We start from the raw sequence: 19,011 nt of genomic DNA, 5'->3' as shown, positions 1-19,011 counted from the left end.
AGTCCCCAGTCCCCAGTCCCCAATCCCCAGTCCCCAGTCCCCAGTCCCCAGTCCCTAACTATCATGTCTTCAAATCCCCAATACATCAGCGGTAACGAAATTCGCTCCTTATTCCTTAACTTCTTTGTTCAACGAGGACACCAAATTCTTCCTAGTGCTTCCTTGGTACCAGAAGATCCAACCGTGCTGCTGACGATCGCGGGAATGTTGCCATTTAAGCCAATATTCCTGGGACAGCGCACACCAGAATTTAAACGAGCTACTACATCCCAAAAGTGTATCCGCACTAACGATATCGAAAACGTGGGACGTACTAAACGCCATCAAACGTTTTTTGAGATGCTGGGTAACTTTAGCTTTGGTGACTATTTTAAAGAACAAGCGATCGCCTGGGGTTGGGAAATTTCTACGCAAGTTTTTGGCTTCTTACCAAGCAACCTTGTAGTCAGCGTCTTTGAGGAGGATGATGAAGCCTTCGCGATTTGGCGCGATCAAATCGGTGTAGCCCAAGCAAGAATCAAGCGCATGGGTGCAGATGATAACTTTTGGAACTCTGGACCTACTGGCCCTTGTGGCCCTTGTTCAGAGATATACTATGACTTTCACCCAGAACGCGGTGACGATTCTATTGACTTAGAAGATGATTCCCGGTTTATCGAGTTCTACAACCTCGTATTCATGCAATACAACCGGGATATTTCAGGTAATTTAACACCACTGCAAAACAAAAACATTGATACTGGCATGGGTTTGGAAAGGATGGCGCAAATCCTCCAAAAAGTGCCGAATAATTACGAAACTGACTTAATTTTCCCAATTATTCAAACAGCAGCGGCGATTGCTGGCATTGATTACCACGGCAGCGACGAAAACACCAAAGTCTCTTTGAAAGTCATTGGTGATCATGTGCGTGCAGTCGTCCACTTAATCGCTGATGAAATCCGCGCTTCCAACGTCGGGCGGGGTTATGTCCTGCGGCGATTAATTCGGCGTGTGGTGCGTCACGGGCGATTAGTTGGCATTACTGGCGAATTTATTACCCAAGTTGCCCAAACTGCGATCGCTCTTGCTGAATCAGCTTACCCTAATGTGCGCCAACGAGAAGCCGCTATCAAAGCCGAACTACAACGCGAAGAATCTAATTTCCTGCGAACTCTTGATCGAGGGGAAAAACTCTTAGAAGAAATCATTCAACAGGTGAAGCAGCAAGGCAAAACTTCTATTAGTGGTGAAAGCGTCTTCACTCTCTACGATACCTACGGTTTCCCTTTGGAACTCACGCAAGAAATCGCTGAGGAAAATCACCTCACAGTCGATGAAGCAGGATTCAACGCCCAAATGCAAAAGCAAGTAGAACGCGCCAAAGCAGCACACGAAACCATCGATCTAACTGTGCAAGGTTCCCTCGACAAGCTTGCAGAACACATCCACGCTACCGAATTTTTAGGTTACGCCCAACCAACAACAACGGCGAAAGTTGAAGTTCTACTAATCAATGGCGTCTCTCAAGAAGAGGCGGAAGCAGGCACAGAAGTACAAATTGTCCTCGATAAAACGCCATTCTATGCCGAATCTGGGGGGCAAATTGGCGATCGCGGTTATATCTCCGGTGACGGTGTTTCGACTTCGCTCAACACAAGTGTTGTCGTGCGAGTGGAAGATGTGAAGAAAGAATCCGATTTCTTTGTTCACTTCGGCCGCATTGAACGCGGTACAATCCGAGTAGGAGATGTTGTGAGTGCCCAAATTGATCGCGCTTGTCGGCGTCGTCTCCAAGCCAACCATACCGCAACGCACCTACTACAAGCAGCGTTAAAGAAAATTGTCGATGATGGCATATCCCAAGCTGGTTCTTTAGTTTCCTTTGACAGGTTACGCTTTGACTTTAACTGTCCCCGTGCCTTGACAGCAGAGGAAGTTCAACAAGTTGAAGAACAGGTAAATACTTGGGTAGCCGAGGCACATGCCGCCAAAGTAGAAGTATTACCTTTAGCAGAGGCCAAAGCTAGGGGTGCTGTTGCTATGTTTGGCGAAAAATATGGTGAAGAAGTGCGAGTAATTGACTTTCCTGGTGTATCAATGGAACTATGCGGGGGCACTCATGTCAGTAATACCGCTGAGATTGGCGTGTTCAAGATTATTTCTGAAACTGGCGTTGCTTCTGGAGTACGGCGTATCGAAGCTGTTTCTGGTGCAGCAGTGCTGGATTATCTCAACCTCCGCGATCAAGTAGTGAAGGATTTAAGCGATCGCTTTAAAGTAAAACCCGAAGAATTACCACAGAGAATCACCAGCCTCCAAAACGAACTCAGAACTAACCAAAAGGAACTAGAAACCCTAAAGATGCAACTAGCGATCGCCAAATCCGACACCCTACTGCAAACAGCAGAGACTGTGGGCGATTATCCAATTCTCGTTGCTCAGTTAGAAGACGTTGATCCCGAATCCTTGAAAAGTGCAGCGGAAAGATTGTTGCAAAAACTAGGTAATGGTGCGGTGGTATTGGGTTCCGTTCCTGAAGCTGAGAAAGTTAGTATAGTAGCAGCTTTTAGTCCAGAAGTCAACAAAAAAGGCTTGCAAGCGGGGAAATTTGTGGGTGCGATCGCTAAGATTTGCGGCGGTGGCGGCGGCGGTAGACCGAATTTAGCTCAAGCCGGCGGACGCGACGCGAGTAAATTACCAGAAGCGTTGGCACAAGCTAAGAGTGAGTTAAAGTCTGCATTGAGTTAATTATTTTTTCTTCAAGGGTGGGCATTTTGCCTGCCCTGCGAGCAATTGCTGAAGCGTAGATACCTTTGTAGCATCTGCACCAACGCGGTGTTAGGCAGCAACCTCGATATAGACCGATGAGGTTGTGGGCTGCGGGATCTCGAATCCCTCCAACTTCAACCCATCAAGGTGAAATTCCACTGCCTGACGCATATTTTGTTCAACTTCTTCACGGGTTGACCCAGTCGAGACACATCCTAGTAGGTCAGGAGAATAGGCAGAATATCCTGTTTCTGTCTTTTCAATCACGATCAGATACTGCATCATTTCAGACCCGCTTGTTTTAAGATACTATCCAACGTTCCCGAAGCTAAATCATCACCCGGTTTTCCTGGTACAGTAACCAAACCCAATTTATTAGGGTGCTTGTATTGACGATGGCTGCCTCGCGTTCGAGCCAAATACCACCCATCTTGATCAATTAGTTTGATTATATCTCTAACCTTCATGATCATCTCCGGGAAACCGCATCCCCTTGTGGGTGCGATCGCCAAAATTTGCGGTGGCGGTGGTAGACCGAATTTAGCCCAAGCTGGCGGACGCGACGCGAGTCAATTACCAGAAACGTTGGCATAAGCTAAGAGTGAGTTAAAGTCTGCATTGGCTTAATTGTGTTTTCTTAAAGGGTGGGCATTTTGCCTACCCTGTTATAAATTGCTTAAGTATAGATACTTTATCTATTCCATCTGCACCAACGCAGTGTTAGGTGGCGTAGGGTTCTTCTGGTTCTTCCCCAAGAGTTTGCTGTGTAGCGTGTCGAATGTGCAGAATACGAACCGTAGGCACTTCTTCCTCTCCCACAATGGTAAAGAGAATACGATATGAGTTGCGCCCTTTGCCATAAAGTAATTGCCGAATTTCTTGGCTAAAGTACTGATTTTCCTGGGCTAATGGGCAGCGTTTGGGCATTTGAGACAGAGACTCAATCGCTTGCAACAACCCGGAATACCATTGGTTCGCTCTTGTAGAGGATGTGACTTGAGACAGCCGTAGAAAAGCGTTATCGGCCTCTGCTTCTGCCACACTTGAAATTTCAATGGGGTACTTCATTAATCAGCGGACAAATTGTACTTTTGGCGCTGTTCTTCAGTAAAATCTTCAAAAGACCGAAATTTTCCTGCCTGAAAATCATCTAAACCTTGCTGAATACCCTCAATCGCTTCCTCTAAGTCTTGCTCCTTTGCCTGTAGAATACTAGCAAGCAACTCAGATGCAACGAAACTAACATCTTGACCTTGCCTAGCAGCTCTATCCCGCAACAGGGCTTCTAACTCAGGGCTAAGGGTGACAACAATTGACATAACATTTTTCTCACCTTTGAGAGGTTGTAGAACTACTTCATATTTTAAACTAACAGCAATGGATTGCTGGACTTTTGCTGTTTGTGGCATCGTTTGGGATAGCGATCGCTGCCCCGTTTCAGATGAGGATGTGCTTCCCGCTTTAGAGACTCTAAAAGAGCTTATACTAACTGCCAGCGATCGCCAGTTGACAGATGTGGTGCTTGTTTTTGTAATTAAGAGAGTTAAATTTCATCTAAACTTCTAAATTTCAATCTGTAACCGGATTTTAAAACCTTAGTATTACGTTTTATTTGGGATTGCTATATGCTTTCTATAACTAGACTGAATCAATCCTAAATCGGTAAAAGAATGTGAATCTTCCATTAATAACTCATGCTCAAGCACACAGCGAGAAAATAGCTATTGCGACAAAAGTTGAAGCATTTACCTATCAAGATTTGCTGCATACATCCAGTCAAATAGCGACAGTACTGTTGAATAATACAGAAGACTTACAAGAGCAGCGAGTTGCCTTTCTCATTCCGCCTGGATTTGAGTATGTAGCGACTCAATGGGGGATTTGGCGGGCTGGTGGTATAGCCGTACCTTTGTGTATTTCCCACCCACAGCCAGAATTGGAATATGTAATTACCAATTCAGCAGCATTAATTATTATTGCCCATCCCAATTTTGAAACTCTACTACGTCCAATTGCTCAAGCCCAAAACTTACGATTTATTCTCACCTCAGAAACACTCCCAGATGATGTTAGTCGCCTCCCAGAAATTGAACTCACCAGACGCGCCTTAATTCTCTACACTAGTGGCACAACTGGTAAACCCAAGGGTGTAGTTACCACTCATCACAATATTCAATCTCAAGTGATCAGCTTAGTTACTGCTTGGGAATGGACAGCTAGCGATCGCATCTTACACATACTACCTCTACATCATATTCATGGGATTATCAACGTACTCACCTGTGCTTTATGGGCTGGGGCGGAGTGCCACATGATCAGCAAGTTTGATGCCGAAACTGTTTGGAACCGAATTTGTGAGGGCGACTTAACCCTATTCATGGCAGTACCAACAATTTATGTCAAGCTGATTGCTGCTTGGGAAGCGGCTACACCCGAACGCCAGCAAAGGATGTCAGCAGGCTGTGCTAAAATGCGGCTCATGGTATCTGGTTCAGCAGCGTTACCAGTGCAAGTATTAGAAAAGTGGCAAAATATCAGTGGTCATTTTCTACTTGAGCGCTATGGGATGACTGAGATTGGCATGGCGTTATCGAACCCTTTACACGGTGAACGAAAAGCAGGATATGTTGGCAAACCTCTACCGCAAGTAGAAGTGAGATTAGTAGATGAAAGCGGCGAGTTAGTCGCACCAGGGATACCAGGAGAAATCCAAGTTAAAGGCCCCGGGGTATTTTTAGAATATTGGCAAAATCCCCAAGCCACCGCCAAAGCCTTTCAAGATGGCTGGTTCTGTACTGGAGATTTGGCTGTAGTCGAGAACGACAACTATCGAATTCTGGGGCGGTTGAGTGTAGATATCATCAAAACGGGAGGGTATAAAGTTTCGGCGTTGGAAATAGAGGAAGTATTGCGAACCCATCCAGATATTCAGGAATGTGCAGTAGTTGGGGTTAGCGATTTAGAGTGGGGTGAGCGAGTCTGTGCCGCGTTAGTATTGCAAGGGTCACAACTTTTGACCTTAGAATCTTTTAGGAGTTGGGCAAAAGAGCGATTAGCTATCTATAAAGTACCAACGAGAATTCTGACAGTTGCAGAATTACCGCGCAACGCCATGGGAAAAGTCACTAAGCCTGCGGTGGTTGAGCTATTTTGTTGATTGCGATCCTCAGATCTTGCACCTTTCAAACTGCCAGTCGCAAAACTTACATAATTGTTCGGCTTCGCTCTCTACCGCCAGGGATTGTAAATCCCTGTCTTATAGCAAAAGTCCATTAGAAATGGACTAAATGCAGAGACAAATAGATATGTAATTTTTATAACTTTATTGCGGCAGACTCATTATTTTCACTGTCAGGTGCAAGATGTGAGGATCGCCAAGATTATAAAATTTACCAAGAAAGGCACTTATGTTATGAGTATCAATTAAAACTTTAGTTCTGGGTCTGATCTGAGTTTAAACTGATAAAATGCTCTTGTTTTAATCCCACTCTTTTAAGAGGATGTTTGAAAAGTTTTGGGCGAATATAATTCGCTACTACACAAGCGAAGTCCACCTCCGTGGACTAACAGAAAATCGAGTTCTTGAAACCCACGGAGGTGGGTTTTGTCTGTATAGTCGCGATTTCTAATCGCCGGGATTAGTATTAATTTAGACTTTTCAAACAACCTAGTAAGGGCGTAAACAGAAGGTTCGTGTCATCAGGTACAGCCTGTGGCTAGAACGCTTGATATATATGGATTCTAGCTCAATAAGTAACCCGCGCCGGAGAACCTTTATAGATATGTTGGGTGTGTGAATATCGTAGATTAGTGAGGGTTTCATGGGTCAACGTATAGAGCGAAATTCCCCACTATCACTATTTTGCGTGTTAGGATTAATTTGTGAAACATTCTGATTTCCTCCAGGACTTTTTTGTATGTATAATTTTATGATGCATACAGTGTTATTTCTTATTGAGCGTGCAAGTTCCACACTGAAAGTCACATTTTGAGATAAGCCAGATATAAAATTACATCGTGTCAATACTCCAGATAGTGTTGTACTTACTGGAGTAACTACAAGACGTTCGCCATTAAAGTCGCGTTCTCTCCATACACAAACACTATCTGGTGGGCAGTCGGGTACTGTTTGAGCTTTAGCTACATTTGGAATTGTTAGTTGGGAAAGAATAGTTCCGGCAGTCAACGCTAATGCTAATAAAGGTTTCATTGGTTTTTGATTTATAGATTCAGCTATCAATTTACAGGTTATTAGCTAACTAGACAAGGTGTTTTTTAAACTCCCTACTTTCCACAGGGACTATTTGATACAGAGGTCTATTACGAGAAGGGAACTTCCCTAATCTTAACTAAAAGGTCTAGCTCTTTCTGCATTTGACTTACAACTAATTCATAGCATTCATTTACATAGTCGCGATCGCTTGCTGCTTTGCGGCCATAGCGTTCAAAGACAATGGGAGGGCAAACTCGCGTATAAATAGACACAGGGAAAGGTATATTAGGCAGTGGCCCAAATGATAATCCCCAAGGCCAACCCAAATAAATCGGAAAAACTTCAGGATCAATCCCCAACAACCAAGGCATTCCCCACTCATGTAATTGCTGCAAAATTTTGTAGCAATCAGCTAGCACAATCAACGTATCATGGGCACCACAAGAAATTAATGGTACGATTGGCACATTTTCTCGCAATGCTAACTTAATGAATCCTTGCCGCCCAGCAAAACAAATTTTGTTACGTAGAGAATAGGGACGAAAGACATCTTCTGCTCCACCTGGATATACCAGTACACTAGCTCCAGAGCGCAAAGCAGCGTAAGCCATTTTAGGATGGGCGATGATTGCCCCAGATTTAGCAACTAGTTGGGCTAATGGGGGGCTAACTTGCCAAACCTTGGGATGCATCAAACCGTAGACAGGTTGTTGCACTCCAAATCGCCGGAACCAGTCATACATCATCATTAACATATCAGGAGCTGCCAGTCCTCCGTTATGAGAACCGACAAATAGAACTTTTTGTTGAGGTGGGATATTATACCAACCGCTAGTCTGCACTCGAAAATAGTAGCGATAGAAAAAGCCGATTAGAGGCATCAAAGATTTAATGAACTCCGGATCTCGCTCATCCAAAGACCAACCGAGTTTTTTGTTTGGGGGATGTTGCTTTTTTGACATCAAGGCATTTTAACAGGATTAATCAACTTCAAACAATTCCTTTTGTCTGAGTTGCTGGATGAATAAGCTGTTACGCTGTGAAATTGCATACTTAATTTCTATCATGACGACTACACCCAGCTTCAACTCTTGGATTATCTGTCTAAAACCTAATCCTCAAGCAAATTTACGTTTGTTCTGCTTTCCTTATGCAGGTGGTGGGGCTGCGGCTTTTCGCTCTTGGGCTGACAGTCTTCCGCAAACTGTTGAGGTTTGTTGTGTGGAACTACCAGGACGAGGAAGTCAGATGAAATCGGCTCCCTTCACACGATTAACAGATCTTGTAAATGCGATCGCACCAGTTCTTGTACCATATCTAGATAAACCATTCGCGTTTTTTGGTCACAGTATGGGCGGACTGGTTAGCTTTGAGTTAACTCGTCTACTGCGTTCTCAGTATGATCTCAATCCATTTCATCTGTTTATATCTGCTCGCAAAGCACCACAAATCCCAGTGACAAAATCACCAATCCACAACCTACCAGAAGCTGAGTTTATTGCACAACTGTACCGTTTCAACGGCACTCCGAAAGCAGTGCTAGAAAGTCAGGAACTGATGGCGATTTTCTTACCCATCCTCCGGGCAGATTTTGCCGTCCTAGAGACGTATGTTTACACTCACGAGCCACCATTAGCATGTCCTATTACTGCTTTTGGTGGTTTACAAGACACAAAAGTCAGTTACGAGAACCTCCAAGCGTGGCGAGAACAAACAACCGCTGCTTTCTCATTACAGATGCTCGAAGGCGACCATTTCTTTATACAATCTGCAAGGGAAGCTTTATTAAAAGCTCTAGCCCAAGAATTGCAGATGCGATCGCAATAAACAAAACTGCTGAAAAAATTACCTTCCACCAGCCATTTATTATCACAATTAATGAAGATTATAACAAGCAGTAGATCGCAAATTTGAATCATAAGCGATAAACTAAATAAGATAATTGGAGGAAATCATTGATGGCAAAGACAAACGGAGTTAAGACGGAAACCCCAGCGCAGGAATTATCTCTAGCTTCCGATATTGAAGATAAAGCAACAAATGAAGAATCTCTTGGGCAACAAAAGGACACACAAGATATTGATGACATCTTAAACTCACTAAAAACCTTACTGAGTAGTGTAGAAAAACTCCAAAAAATCCGTCAGGAAGTGGGCGATATCAAACCTTTAATCGGGCGGATGCTTGATGGAGAAATAATTGCTGGTGAAGAACTTGAACAACTCAAAATAGGTGTGAGTAGCCTTTCTCGCTTAGTTCGTGCCTATAGTGATCATCAAACAGCTCTAACAAAAGCGCAACCTGCTAGAGACTTGCTAGATCAAGTATTGAAAGAGCGTAAAGCTACCTGAAGTAATATTGTGTTCGGGCTAAAGACTGCTTATTTAAACCGTAAGGAAAAGGGGGCAGTTCTTACGGGTAGGTTTTTGAGATTTCGCGTTTTGAGCGACGCAGGGACGTTTATCTTGGCTTCATCGTGAAAGCTTACTGAGAGATAACCGCTCCCATGCTCCCATTGAAGTAAGTCTTGTAAATGTCTAGACTTGTCTAGGGTTTATATAGCAGGCAAACATTAGTAATTACGAATTACGTTAGCGTTAGCGTTAGCGAGTCCTCGAGCGTCAGCGGTAGCGATAGCGTAGCGTTAGCGAGTCATCGAGCGTCGGTACGAGCGTCAGCGTAAAGCCTGCGGCATAGCTTCGCTTAGAGCGACACAGGAGCGTCGCGTCATTACGAATTATGAATTATTTAACCTCTTTTTCTTGACAAGCCAGCCAATACCAATAGCAAAGAGAGTACCAGCTAATGTTGTAGGTTCAGGTACTTTCTGATAAGAAACTTTTCCAGAGAAAATTTCAGTATTTGGAGAAGTTCTAGAAAAAATTGTGAAATCTTCTCCAACAATTTCATAACTAATTAAGCTGGAAGGATTTGCTTGATCATCGAACAAATATTCTAATCCTACAGATTCTTTTCCTGTTAAGAATGCAGTTGAAAATACGATGGGAAAGTCTGGGTAATTGACATCATCTTGTTCGGTGTAAACTATAGATTCACCGTTAAATTGAAACGATAGCGATCGCACCCTTGCTTCTGGGATACTGTCATCACTGAAAGTTGAGTCATCAAAGCTAAAAAAGCCGCTTCCCCGATTTATAGAACTATCAACAGTGAAAGCATAATCAATGATAGCAGCAGATGCAGATTTTGCATTTATGGCAGTCAAACCCAGAGTCAAACTAGCAGCAGCAAGCACTAATTGTGGAACTAATTTCATCTGAATTATTTTTTAGTCAACTATTTTGAACCTATTTATTTTGAATATATGGGTTTAAGCAGAGTTTAATTACAGGTAAAAACAAAATTATTGTTTTTAAAAAAATAGATGATTTGAAGAGACTTCCATATAAAAATATCCAATGTATGGCGTGCGTCAGTTTGAGAAACCCTTAACACACTGAGGAATTATTCGTACCAACGCACATACCAATTGAAACTTATTTTGATGGATATACTAGCGGAAACAACTATTTAATTTATTTGCCAGGTACAACTATTCCATCAATAGAACCATCACGATCAGTGTCATAAAGCTTACCTAATAGCTCACCAGTGTTACTGTAGACTTTATACACAGTCGAGCCATCTGGCAAGTTTATTTCTATAATGGTGTTGCCACCTCGAATATTTTTTAGTTCGTCATTTGTCAGTTCAACTTCATTAATTAACGCATTTTTTTCGGGATCTAATAAGAGATTGGAAACTGTAATTTTAGCCATCTTAATTTTTCCTTTAACTAAGATAATTTTGAGTGTACCATACTATAATTTTTCTCTAGAAATAGTTTAAAAAAACATCCCATGTATATAACAAAATTAGGTGCAGATACTCTCAATAGAGCAAACTTATTAGAGCTAAGCTTCTCAAATTTTAGAACTTTTAAAACCCCTCAGAATAAATCTGAAGGGCTTAATTTTTTCATTTTAAAATACGGTTACGCCCTCTGTGCCCCTGGTTGACCGTTTTCGACTACAAACGAAGCTAAGGTGCTAACAGATGCGTTGAGGTCAACGATGCTTGACACAACGCGATAATCACTTTGCCAGCGTTCTGGGGTCAGGTTGCAGCGGACGTATCCCCGGAAAGCACCATCAAAAAACTTGGTATGGGGATTGCTACCTAAAGCAGCTTGAACCGGAGCGATAAAGTTGGTGGGAAAATCAGAGGTAACTGAAGTACCTACGAACTCAGTACCAACTATTGCTGAGGCTGGTTTAGTGAAATCAACTTTCAAATCGTGTACCCAACTGGAATGGATGTCTCCAGTGATCACTACTGGGTTAGAGGGCTGGCGCTGGTTGAGAAAACTGAGTAGCCGATTACGCGCAGCTACGTAGCCATCCCACTGATCTAAGTTGAATAATCCAGCGTCTGGACTAGGATTAAAATCATATTGAGCCAACATCGTTTGTTGAGCAATCACATTCCAGCGCGATCGCGATTTGTCTAAACCATCAAATAACCATTGCTGTTGCTCTTGGCCTGTCATAGTAGCATTCACATCAAAGGCTTGAGAACAACGAGGTTTCAATCCATCATCGCAAGGTTGGTCAGTACGGTACTGGCGAGTATCCAGTACGTTGAACTCAGCTAAATTACCATAAGTGAACCGCCGATATAACTGCATATTTGGCCCACTAGGCAGTGAAGAACGACGTAGTGGCATATGTTCATAGTATGCTTGGTAAGCATTGGCTCGCCTAGTCACAAATGCCTGCTGGCTTTGGTTCTCTTCGGGTATGAGGTTAGCATAGTTATTTTCAACTTCGTGATCATCCCAAGTGACTATCCAGGGGAAAGCAGCATGAGCAGCTTGCAGATTTTTATCGGTCTTGTATAGGGCGTGGCGGTTACGGTAGTCGTTGAGAGTGACGATTTCTGGACTATTGTGTTGACGTGGCCCACCAGATTCTGGCCCATACTCATAAATGTAGTCACCGAGATGAACAACTAAATCTAGTTCCTCATCAACCAAGTGCTGATAGGCTGTATAGTAGCCGTTTTGCCAGTCTTGACAGGAGACAAAGGCAAAATTGAGTTTTTTGATGGAGTTAAAGAGTGATCCAGCTGTACGAGTTCGTCCAATGGCGCTAACTTCATTGCCTACTTGAAACTGATACCAATACCAACGGTCAGGTTCTAGTCCACGTACATCAACATGTACTGAGTGTGCTAGATCTGGAGATGCAAGCGTTTTCCCACGTCGCACTACTTTCTTCATTTTTTCGTCTACAGCAACCCGCCACTGCACTACAAAATTTCTGAGTGGCATTCCACCCCCGTAAAGGGGATCGGGAGCTAGTCGCGTCCACAGCACAACACCATCCGGCAAAGGATCGCCAGAGGCAACACCAAGACTAAAAGGATAATTGGAAAACCTCGATTTTGCTGATACTGGATGCCATTGACTAGTCACAGCTAACCCTGTGAAGAATCCTGCACCCAGCAAAAAATTCCGCCGTTTACAGCGATTTGATAGCAAGTCGCTATCTATAAGTTCCATATCTACTCCCAGGCTGCTAAACCAAACGTGACGAACTTAGCAACCTACAATCAAATAATGATTAAGGTCATGTTAAGTTTCACATTTGGCCAAGCATCGGCTGGGAATCTTGTTTTTTACGAAAAAAGTAAAGGTTTATACCATTTTCCTATTCCCTGCGATGCACTGAACGTACCCCTATGGGAAAGCAAGCTACGCGCAGCGTCTCCGACAGGAGAAAGAGAAGTGTTCCCTTTCATTTGTTTTGACTCTTTAAAAATCCATTGTCAATCAAATAGGAGAAATAAGTACTTAATAACTCGTCATTGACAGGCGGACAATTAATCGCAGTATTTGTTAACCCATCGAGAGTATTTTGACAGTCAAATCGTAAAGAATGTGCGGTGAAGTAAAGTTCAGGAACTGACATTTGTGTTTCCGAAACGGGTTCAGATAAGAAATTGACAAAGGAATGTAATGCATTTTCTGGAGCATTAGGAACTAGATTTAATACTTCTTTGATCCAGTTTTTAAAGGGGATTTGTTGAATTGAATAACCAAAGATACGTATCCAGTTAATTAGTTCTTGCCATGACATCAATTGAGGATTGGAAAGGTGAAATACTCGCTTCAATGAGTTTTTTTGTTTTGATAAATGAACGATCGCCTTGCTGATGTAATCAACTGGAATAATATCTACTGGCATATTCCAATCGGGAGCTAAACCCATTTGAATGCAACCTGCAATGAGGCTACGTAAAAAATCGGAACGATTACAAACTCCTGTTTGACTGTGCCCTTCGATCCAGGTGGGACGGTAAATCGATGTTGGCAAACCCCGTTCGTGAGCGATCGCTACTAGCTTTTCTGCAACCCACTTACTTTGGGTGTAACCGTAGAGTCCTTGGGGGCGATCGGCTGGCTGTTCTGCAATGACTCGTGTTTCAGGATAGGCAGTTGGTGAGAATACACCAACAGTCGAAACAAAATGCACTGGTTTGACCTTTGTTTGACAAGCCAATCTTAAAACTTCTTGCGTACCCAAAACATTGGGAGCTTTGAGAACTGAATATGGGTAAACAAAGTTAACTAGTCCGCCATTGTGGTAGATGACATCAATCGTGGCTGTCAAAACTTGAAAATTTTCAGACGAGATACCCAAAAGAGGTTGGGCTAAATCTCCCACCACCGCAATAATTCGATGACCTTGAGTTTGATCCCAAAGTGAATACTGTTCTAAATTACTTTTAAGCCTTTGACTAGCTTCTTGAGAATTTGCAGCCCTAACTAAGCAATAGATGTTTGCTTGAGTTTGTTGTAGTAATTCGTGAAGCAAGAAAGCACCTAAGAAACCAGTTGCCCCAGTTAAAAGAATATTTGCTGGTTGATCAAGTGTTGGCATGAATGCAGTTTTAGGGTCAATTGTTGGATCTAAAACAGCTTCAGCATGTAGATCAAGGACAGAATTAAATCGAGTCGAGTTTCCTGATTGTTGAGCGACAATAATTTCTGCAAGTCCAGCGATTGTGGGATGTTCAAAGAAACTACGCAGAGTTAAATCTACCTGAAAAGTTTCTCGAATTTTACTGACTAGTTCAACCCCTTGCAGCGAGTATCCTCCCAAATGAAAGAAGTTGTCGTGAATACCTACTTGGGCAATCTTCAGGACTTGCAACCACAGATCGGCTAACACTATCTCTTCTTGTGTCCGAGCAGGTATTAATGCTACTGCAAGTTCAGGACGTGAGCATTCAGGCGCAGGTAAAGCCAAACGGTCAACCTTACCACTAGGAGTCAGAGGAAATTGCCCCAACAGCACCAACGCCGAAGGCACCATAAACTCCGGCAGTTGCGTGTGTAAAAATAAGCGTAACTGCTCAGTAGTGAGGGCGCTATCACCCAACACATAAGCAACCAAACGCAAATCTCCCGGTACTTCCTCCCTAACGATGACTACTGCTTGTCGCACACAGGCATGTCTTTCCAAAACCGCCTCAATCTCACCCGGCTCGATGCGATAGCCACGAATTTTCACCTGTTGGTCTGCTCTACCCAGGTACTCAAGATTACCATCAGGTAGATAACGAGCTAAATCTCCTGTTTGATATAAACGCTGCTTTGAGTCCCAAGGACTAATAATAAAACGCTCAGTTGTCAAATCAGCACGATGCAAATATCCTCTAGCCAAACTCACCCCACCAACATACAACTGTCCCACCACACCCACAGGCACAGCTTGCAGTTGGGCATCCAACAGATAAATTTGACTGTTGGCAATTGGTTTACCAATTGGGGGTAAGACTGGCCAATTCTCGACATCAGAAGTTAAGGTGTAGGCTGTGACGACATGAGTTTCCGAAGGCCCGTAGTGATTGTGCAGTTTCGTATTGGGCAGTTGTTCAAAGAATCTCGCAATTGCGGGTGTGATTCGTAATTGTTCACCAGCAGTAATCACTTCACGCAAGTGCTGAGGAATGATACCGTCTATCTGTGCAACCTCTGCTAATTGTCGCAGTGCCACAAATGGCAGAAATAATCTTTGGATTTGGGCATCTTTGAGGAATTCTAGCAGGCGACTGGGGTCAGTTCGCAGCTGTTGAGTGATTAGGACTAATACACCACCCCCAATCAGGGTGGCAAAGATTTCTTGGAAGGAGACATCGAAACTGATGGGGGTGAATTGTAGGGTTTTGGCTGTTGGGAAGGTCGATGTTTGCAGTTGCCAAGAAAGTAGGTTGCACAGGGGACGATGAGCCATGGCGACGCCTTTGGGTTGACCTGTCGAACCCGAGGTGTAGATGATGTATGCGAGATTGTCGCCTGTTTGGGGAATGTCGGGGTTGGTTTTTGGTGTGGTGAGGTTTTGCTGGTCTAGATATATGCATTGTGTCAGACCAGTTGTGGAGTTTTCCTCTAGATGGCTATGGGTGAGTAAGATCTCGGCTTGGGCATTTTCTAGCATCAAGCGGCGTCTTGATGCTGGATAGCTGGGGTCGATGGGTAGATATGCTCCTGTGGCTTTGAGAATCCCGACTATGGCGATGATTAAATCTAGCGAGCGTTCTAGGCAAATCCCGACTATGGTATCGGCTTTGACTCCCAGGTTGATTAAATGATGTGCTAGTTGGTTGGCGCGTTGGTTTAGCTGTTGATAGGTTAGTTGTTCTTGTGCAAATTCTACTGCTATTGCATTTGGTGTTTTCTCTACTTGTAACTCTATCAGCTTGTGGACACACTGAATTTCTGGATGATTGGTTTGAGTATTGTTCCAGGTGACAAGCTGCTGCTGTTCAGTTTGCGTTAACAACGATAACGAGGCTATTTTCTCATCTGGATTAGTTACAATGCTTTCTAACAAAGTTTGAAAATGCCCAATCATGCGAGCGATCGCATCCGCCTTAAACAAGTCGGTACTATACTCAAAATAACCTGTAATACCAGTTGGTGTCTGGGCTAGTTCCAGGAACAGGTCAAATTTGGCTGTTTGATTATTAACGCTCAAGCGAGTTAAGTTCAGATTTGGCACATCCCAAGCAGGCAAAGGAGCATTCTGTAGGTTAAACAGCACCTGAAACAGAGGGTTGTGGTTGAGATCTCTGTCTGGCTGCACCGCTTGTACAATCTGCTCAAATGGCAAGTCTTGATGAGCATAGGCTTCTAATGTCACCTCTTTGACTCTCGCCAGTAACTCTCGAAAACTGGGGGAATTAGATAAATCGGTGCGTAAAACTAATGTATTGACAAAAAAGCCAATTAGATGCTCCACTTTTGAGTGACGACGGTTGGCAATGGGGGAACCAACTAAAATATCTTCCTGTTTTGTGTACCGATAAAGTAGTGTTTGAAATGCTGACAACAGCGTAATAAACAGAGTTACGCCTTCATTGCGGCCCAAATCTTGAAGTTTTTCGCTCAAAGATTTGGGTAAAGTGAGATACTGGCGATCGCCTCGATAACTGGGAACTGCCGGCCTAGGATAATCTGTGGGTAGTTGTAGTTCTGGCGGTAGATTAGATAGTTGCTGTTGCCAGTAGGAAAGTTGTTGGTTATTAACTTCTCCCTGTAACCACTGCCGTTGCCAAATCGCGTAGTCTGCATACTGAATATTTAACTCTGCCAAAGGAGAGTTTTCACCCAAAGAATAGGCTTTGTAGAGTTGAGCCAGTTCCTCTAGCAACACGCCGATAGACCACTCATCACAAATAATGTGATGTAAGTTCAGAAACAGGATATGCTCTTGTTCGCTGAGTTTGTAGAGTGTGACTCGTAGTAATGGACTTTGAGACAAGTCAAAAGGCAGTTGAGCTTCCTTGACAATTACCTGCCAAACTTCAGTTTCAGGTAACTCATGTAAATCTACAACTGTCATCTGGAATCTCAAACAAGGAGCAATTACTGGGATAGGGTTGCCATGTATGGTTGTGAAACTGGTACGTAGCACTTCATGGCGGTTGATAATTTCTTGAAAACTTTGCTCTAGGGTAGTGATGTCAACAGAACCATTTAAACGAAACGCTTCTGGAACGTTATAAAAGGGATGATTGGGAACTAACTGATCGAGAAACCATAATTGTTCCTGTACATAAGAAAAAGATAAATTAGTTTGGGGCGATCGCAATTCAATAGGAGAAATTTGCAACTCTTGCGGTTCTTGCTGTGCTATTTCTAGATACCGGGCAAGTTCGTTGATGGTTGATAATTCAAATAGACGACGCAAAGGTAGTTCTACTTGAAACATGTCTCGTATCCGAGAAACTACTTGAGTTGCTAACAGCGAATGTCCCCCGATTTCTAGGAAACGATCATCAATACCAACTTGGTCTAAGCCAAGAACATCAACCCAAATTTTTGCCAACGCTGCCTCAGTAGAAGTTCGAGGTGCAGTCAAATTTTCTCGTTGATTTCTATAATCAGGCGCAGGTAAAGCCAGACGGTCAACCTTACCACTAGGAGTCAGAGGAAATTGCCCCAACAGCACCAACGCCGAAGGCACCATAAACTCCGGCAGTTGCGTGTGTAAAAATAAGCGTAACTGCTCAGTAGTGAGGGCGCTATCACCCAACACATAAGCAACCAAACGCAAATCTCCCGGTACTTCCTCCCTAACGATGACTACTGCTTGTCGCACACAGGCATGTCTTTCCAAAACCGCCTCAATCTCACCCGGCTCGATGCGATAGCCACGAATTTTCACCTGTTGGTCTGCTCTACCCAGGTACTCAAGATTACCATCAGGTAGATAACGAGCTAAATCTCCTGTTTGATATAAACGCTGCTTTGAGTCCCAAGGACTAATAATAAAACGCTCAGTTGTCAAATCAGCACGATGCAAATATCCTCTAGCCAAACTCACCCCACCAACATACAACTGTCCCACCACACCCACAGGCACAGCTTGCAGTTGGGCATCCAACAGATAAATTTGACTGTTGGCAATTGGTTTACCAATTGGGGGTAAGACTGGCCAATTCTCGACATCAGAAGTTAAGGTGTAGGCTGTGACGACATGAGTTTCCGAAGGCCCGTAGTGATTGTGCAGTTTCGTATTGGGCAGTTGTTCAAAGAATCTCGCAATTGCGGGTGTGATTCGTAATTGTTCACCAGCAGTAATCACTTCACGCAAGTGCTGAGGAATGATACCGTCTATCTGTGCAACCTCTGCTAATTGTCGCAGTGCCACAAATGGCAGAAATAATCTTTGGATTTGGGCATCTTTGAGGAATTCTAGCAGGCGACTGGGGTCAGTTCGCAGCTGTTGAGTGATTAGGACTAATACACCACCCCCAATCAGGGTGGCAAAGATTTCTTGGAAGGAGACATCGAAACTGATGGGGGTGAATTGTAGGGTTTTGGCTGTTGGGAAGGTCGATGTTTGCAGTTGCCAAGAAAGTAGGTTGCACAGGGGACGATGAGCCATGGCGACGCCTTTGGGTTGACCTGTCGAACCCGAGGTGTAGATGATGTATGCGAGATTGTCGCCTGTTTGGGGAATGTCGGGGTTGGTTTTTGGTGTGGTGAGGTTTTGCTGGTCTAGATATATGCATTGTGTCAGACCAGTTGTGGAGTTTTCCTCTAGATGGCTATGGGTGAGTAAGATCTCGGCTTGGGCATTTTCTAGCATCAAGCGGCGTCTTGATGCTGGATAGCTGGGGTCGATGGGTAGATATGCTCCTGTGGCTTTGAGAATCCCGACTATGGCGATGATTAAATCTAGCGAGCGTTCTAGGCAAATCCCGACTATGGTATCGGCTTTGACTCCCAGGTTGATTAAATGATGTGCTAGTTGGTTGGCGCGTTGGTTTAGCTGTTGATAGGTTAGTTGTTCTTGTGCAAATTCTACTGCTATTGCATTTGGTGTTTTCTCTACTTGTAACTCTATCAGCTTGTGGATTAATGCGACTTTACTAAGTTCGTCATTGATATCTGGGTTTTCTGTTGTCTCAACATCATAATAGCTATCATGTATCAGCATATACCGAGATTTAAAAAGTTATCAAAACTCTAA

General features: G+C 43.6%; 16 protein-coding genes. 6 read left to right on the top strand and 10 right to left on the bottom strand.

The features are described 5' to 3' along the window. The first annotated feature begins 63 nt into the window (after positions 1-63). Positions 64-2,730: an alanine--tRNA ligase gene (gene alaS, locus AC5JMF_RS04700; protein WP_495794566.1), complete on the top strand. Its 2,667-nt coding sequence runs from the start codon at positions 64-66 to the stop codon at positions 2,728-2,730. 90 nt (positions 2,731-2,820) lie between these two features. Here the strand turns inward: alaS and AC5JMF_RS04695 are convergent, their stop codons facing one another. Together AC5JMF_RS04695 and AC5JMF_RS04690 are read right to left on the bottom strand one after the other, a co-directional pair. Then, positions 2,821-3,033 (bottom strand): type II toxin-antitoxin system HicB family antitoxin, encoded by a 213-nt coding sequence (locus tag AC5JMF_RS04695; RefSeq protein WP_495794565.1) that lies wholly within the window; start codon positions 3,031-3,033, stop codon positions 2,821-2,823. Beyond that, positions 3,033-3,218: a type II toxin-antitoxin system HicA family toxin gene (locus AC5JMF_RS04690; protein ID WP_495794564.1), complete on the bottom strand. Its 186-nt coding sequence runs from the start codon at positions 3,216-3,218 to the stop codon at positions 3,033-3,035. The genes AC5JMF_RS04695 and AC5JMF_RS04690 overlap by 1 nt, the downstream gene beginning before the upstream one ends. On the opposite strand from AC5JMF_RS04690, the gene AC5JMF_RS04685 reads away from it, so the two are divergent. Next, on the top strand, positions 3,217-3,345 hold the full coding sequence (locus AC5JMF_RS04685) for a hypothetical protein (protein WP_495794567.1): 129 nt from the start codon (positions 3,217-3,219) through the stop codon (positions 3,343-3,345). The two genes, AC5JMF_RS04690 and AC5JMF_RS04685, sit on opposite strands and share 2 nt — an antisense overlap. A gap of 126 nt (positions 3,346-3,471) precedes the next feature. Here the strand turns inward: AC5JMF_RS04685 and AC5JMF_RS04680 are convergent, their stop codons facing one another. Continuing rightward, positions 3,472-3,792: a type II toxin-antitoxin system RelE/ParE family toxin gene (locus tag AC5JMF_RS04680; protein WP_495794563.1), complete on the bottom strand. Its 321-nt coding sequence runs from the start codon at positions 3,790-3,792 to the stop codon at positions 3,472-3,474. A gap of 26 nt (positions 3,793-3,818) precedes the next feature. Beyond that, complete coding sequence (locus AC5JMF_RS04675; RefSeq protein ID WP_495794562.1) at positions 3,819-4,070, bottom strand: hypothetical protein; 252 nt, start codon at positions 4,068-4,070, stop codon at positions 3,819-3,821. Between the two features lie 58 nt (positions 4,071-4,128). Here AC5JMF_RS04675 and AC5JMF_RS04670 point away from each other — a divergent pair, with 58 nt between their 5' ends. Together AC5JMF_RS04670 and AC5JMF_RS04665 are read left to right on the top strand one after the other, a co-directional pair. After that, entirely contained in the window at positions 4,129-4,317 is a 189-nt protein-coding gene (locus AC5JMF_RS04670; protein WP_495794561.1) for a hypothetical protein, read from the top strand. Positions 4,318-4,423: 106 nt separating this feature from the next. Next, complete coding sequence (locus tag AC5JMF_RS04665) at positions 4,424-5,908, top strand: acyl-CoA synthetase (protein WP_495794560.1); 1,485 nt, start codon at positions 4,424-4,426, stop codon at positions 5,906-5,908. A 669-nt stretch (positions 5,909-6,577) separates the two neighbouring features. Here AC5JMF_RS04665 and AC5JMF_RS04660 read toward each other — a convergent pair. Beyond that, positions 6,578-6,961, bottom strand: a complete 384-nt coding sequence (locus AC5JMF_RS04660; protein ID WP_495794559.1) for a peptidase inhibitor family I36 protein — start codon at positions 6,959-6,961, stop codon at positions 6,578-6,580. A gap of 110 nt (positions 6,962-7,071) precedes the next feature. After that, a complete protein-coding gene (locus tag AC5JMF_RS04655; protein ID WP_495794558.1) occupies positions 7,072-7,926 on the bottom strand; it encodes a lysophospholipid acyltransferase family protein in 855 nt (284 codons plus the stop codon). Between the two features lie 103 nt (positions 7,927-8,029). Here AC5JMF_RS04655 and AC5JMF_RS04650 point away from each other — a divergent pair, with 103 nt between their 5' ends. Both AC5JMF_RS04650 and AC5JMF_RS04645 read left to right on the top strand, forming a co-directional pair. After that, on the top strand, positions 8,030-8,791 hold the full coding sequence (locus AC5JMF_RS04650; RefSeq protein ID WP_495794557.1) for a thioesterase II family protein: 762 nt from the start codon (positions 8,030-8,032) through the stop codon (positions 8,789-8,791). Between the two features lie 131 nt (positions 8,792-8,922). Further along, complete coding sequence (locus AC5JMF_RS04645) at positions 8,923-9,315, top strand: hypothetical protein (protein ID WP_495794556.1); 393 nt, start codon at positions 8,923-8,925, stop codon at positions 9,313-9,315. A 386-nt stretch (positions 9,316-9,701) separates the two neighbouring features. Here the strand turns inward: AC5JMF_RS04645 and AC5JMF_RS04640 are convergent, their stop codons facing one another. The 4 genes from AC5JMF_RS04640 to AC5JMF_RS04625 form a co-directional block, all read right to left on the bottom strand. Next, the gene (locus AC5JMF_RS04640) at positions 9,702-10,241 is read right to left on the bottom strand and encodes a PEP-CTERM sorting domain-containing protein (RefSeq protein ID WP_495794555.1); all 540 of its coding nucleotides are present in this window, start codon (positions 10,239-10,241) and stop codon (positions 9,702-9,704) included. Positions 10,242-10,500: 259 nt separating this feature from the next. After that, the gene (locus AC5JMF_RS04635) at positions 10,501-10,743 is read right to left on the bottom strand and encodes a hypothetical protein (protein WP_495794554.1); all 243 of its coding nucleotides are present in this window, start codon (positions 10,741-10,743) and stop codon (positions 10,501-10,503) included. Between the two features lie 215 nt (positions 10,744-10,958). Continuing rightward, on the bottom strand, positions 10,959-12,527 hold the full coding sequence (locus tag AC5JMF_RS04630) for an alkaline phosphatase D family protein (RefSeq protein WP_495794553.1): 1,569 nt from the start codon (positions 12,525-12,527) through the stop codon (positions 10,959-10,961). Positions 12,528-12,762: 235 nt separating this feature from the next. Beyond that, positions 12,763-18,978, bottom strand: coding sequence for a non-ribosomal peptide synthetase (locus AC5JMF_RS04625; RefSeq protein WP_495794552.1), 6,216 nt, complete (start codon positions 18,976-18,978; stop codon positions 12,763-12,765). Between the last annotated feature and the right edge of the window lie 33 nt (positions 18,979-19,011).

This window comes from Desmonostoc vinosum (genome assembly GCF_059505385.1).
The sequence above is the reverse complement of the archived record's forward strand: the minus strand, read 5'-3'. Positions and strand labels throughout refer to the sequence as shown.

Coding starts and splice junctions, on each gene's coding strand:
- alaS (WP_495794566.1), top strand. CDS start 64: ATGTCTTCAAATCCCCAATACATCAGCGGTAACGAAATTCGCTCCTTA.
- AC5JMF_RS04695 (WP_495794565.1), bottom strand. CDS start 3,033: ATGCAGTATCTGATCGTGATTGAAAAGACAGAAACAGGATATTCTGCC.
- AC5JMF_RS04685 (WP_495794567.1), top strand. CDS start 3,217: ATGATCATCTCCGGGAAACCGCATCCCCTTGTGGGTGCGATCGCCAAA.
- AC5JMF_RS04690 (WP_495794564.1), bottom strand. CDS start 3,218: ATGAAGGTTAGAGATATAATCAAACTAATTGATCAAGATGGGTGGTAT.
- AC5JMF_RS04675 (WP_495794562.1), bottom strand. CDS start 4,070: ATGTCAATTGTTGTCACCCTTAGCCCTGAGTTAGAAGCCCTGTTGCGG.
- AC5JMF_RS04670 (WP_495794561.1), top strand. CDS start 4,129: ATGGATTGCTGGACTTTTGCTGTTTGTGGCATCGTTTGGGATAGCGAT.
- AC5JMF_RS04660 (WP_495794559.1), bottom strand. CDS start 6,961: ATGAAACCTTTATTAGCATTAGCGTTGACTGCCGGAACTATTCTTTCC.
- AC5JMF_RS04655 (WP_495794558.1), bottom strand. CDS start 7,926: ATGTCAAAAAAGCAACATCCCCCAAACAAAAAACTCGGTTGGTCTTTG.
- AC5JMF_RS04650 (WP_495794557.1), top strand. CDS start 8,030: ATGACGACTACACCCAGCTTCAACTCTTGGATTATCTGTCTAAAACCT.
- AC5JMF_RS04645 (WP_495794556.1), top strand. CDS start 8,923: ATGGCAAAGACAAACGGAGTTAAGACGGAAACCCCAGCGCAGGAATTA.
- AC5JMF_RS04640 (WP_495794555.1), bottom strand. CDS start 10,241: ATGAAATTAGTTCCACAATTAGTGCTTGCTGCTGCTAGTTTGACTCTG.
- AC5JMF_RS04635 (WP_495794554.1), bottom strand. CDS start 10,743: ATGGCTAAAATTACAGTTTCCAATCTCTTATTAGATCCCGAAAAAAAT.
- AC5JMF_RS04630 (WP_495794553.1), bottom strand. CDS start 12,527: ATGGAACTTATAGATAGCGACTTGCTATCAAATCGCTGTAAACGGCGG.
- AC5JMF_RS04625 (WP_495794552.1), bottom strand. CDS start 18,978: ATGCTGATACATGATAGCTATTATGATGTTGAGACAACAGAAAACCCA.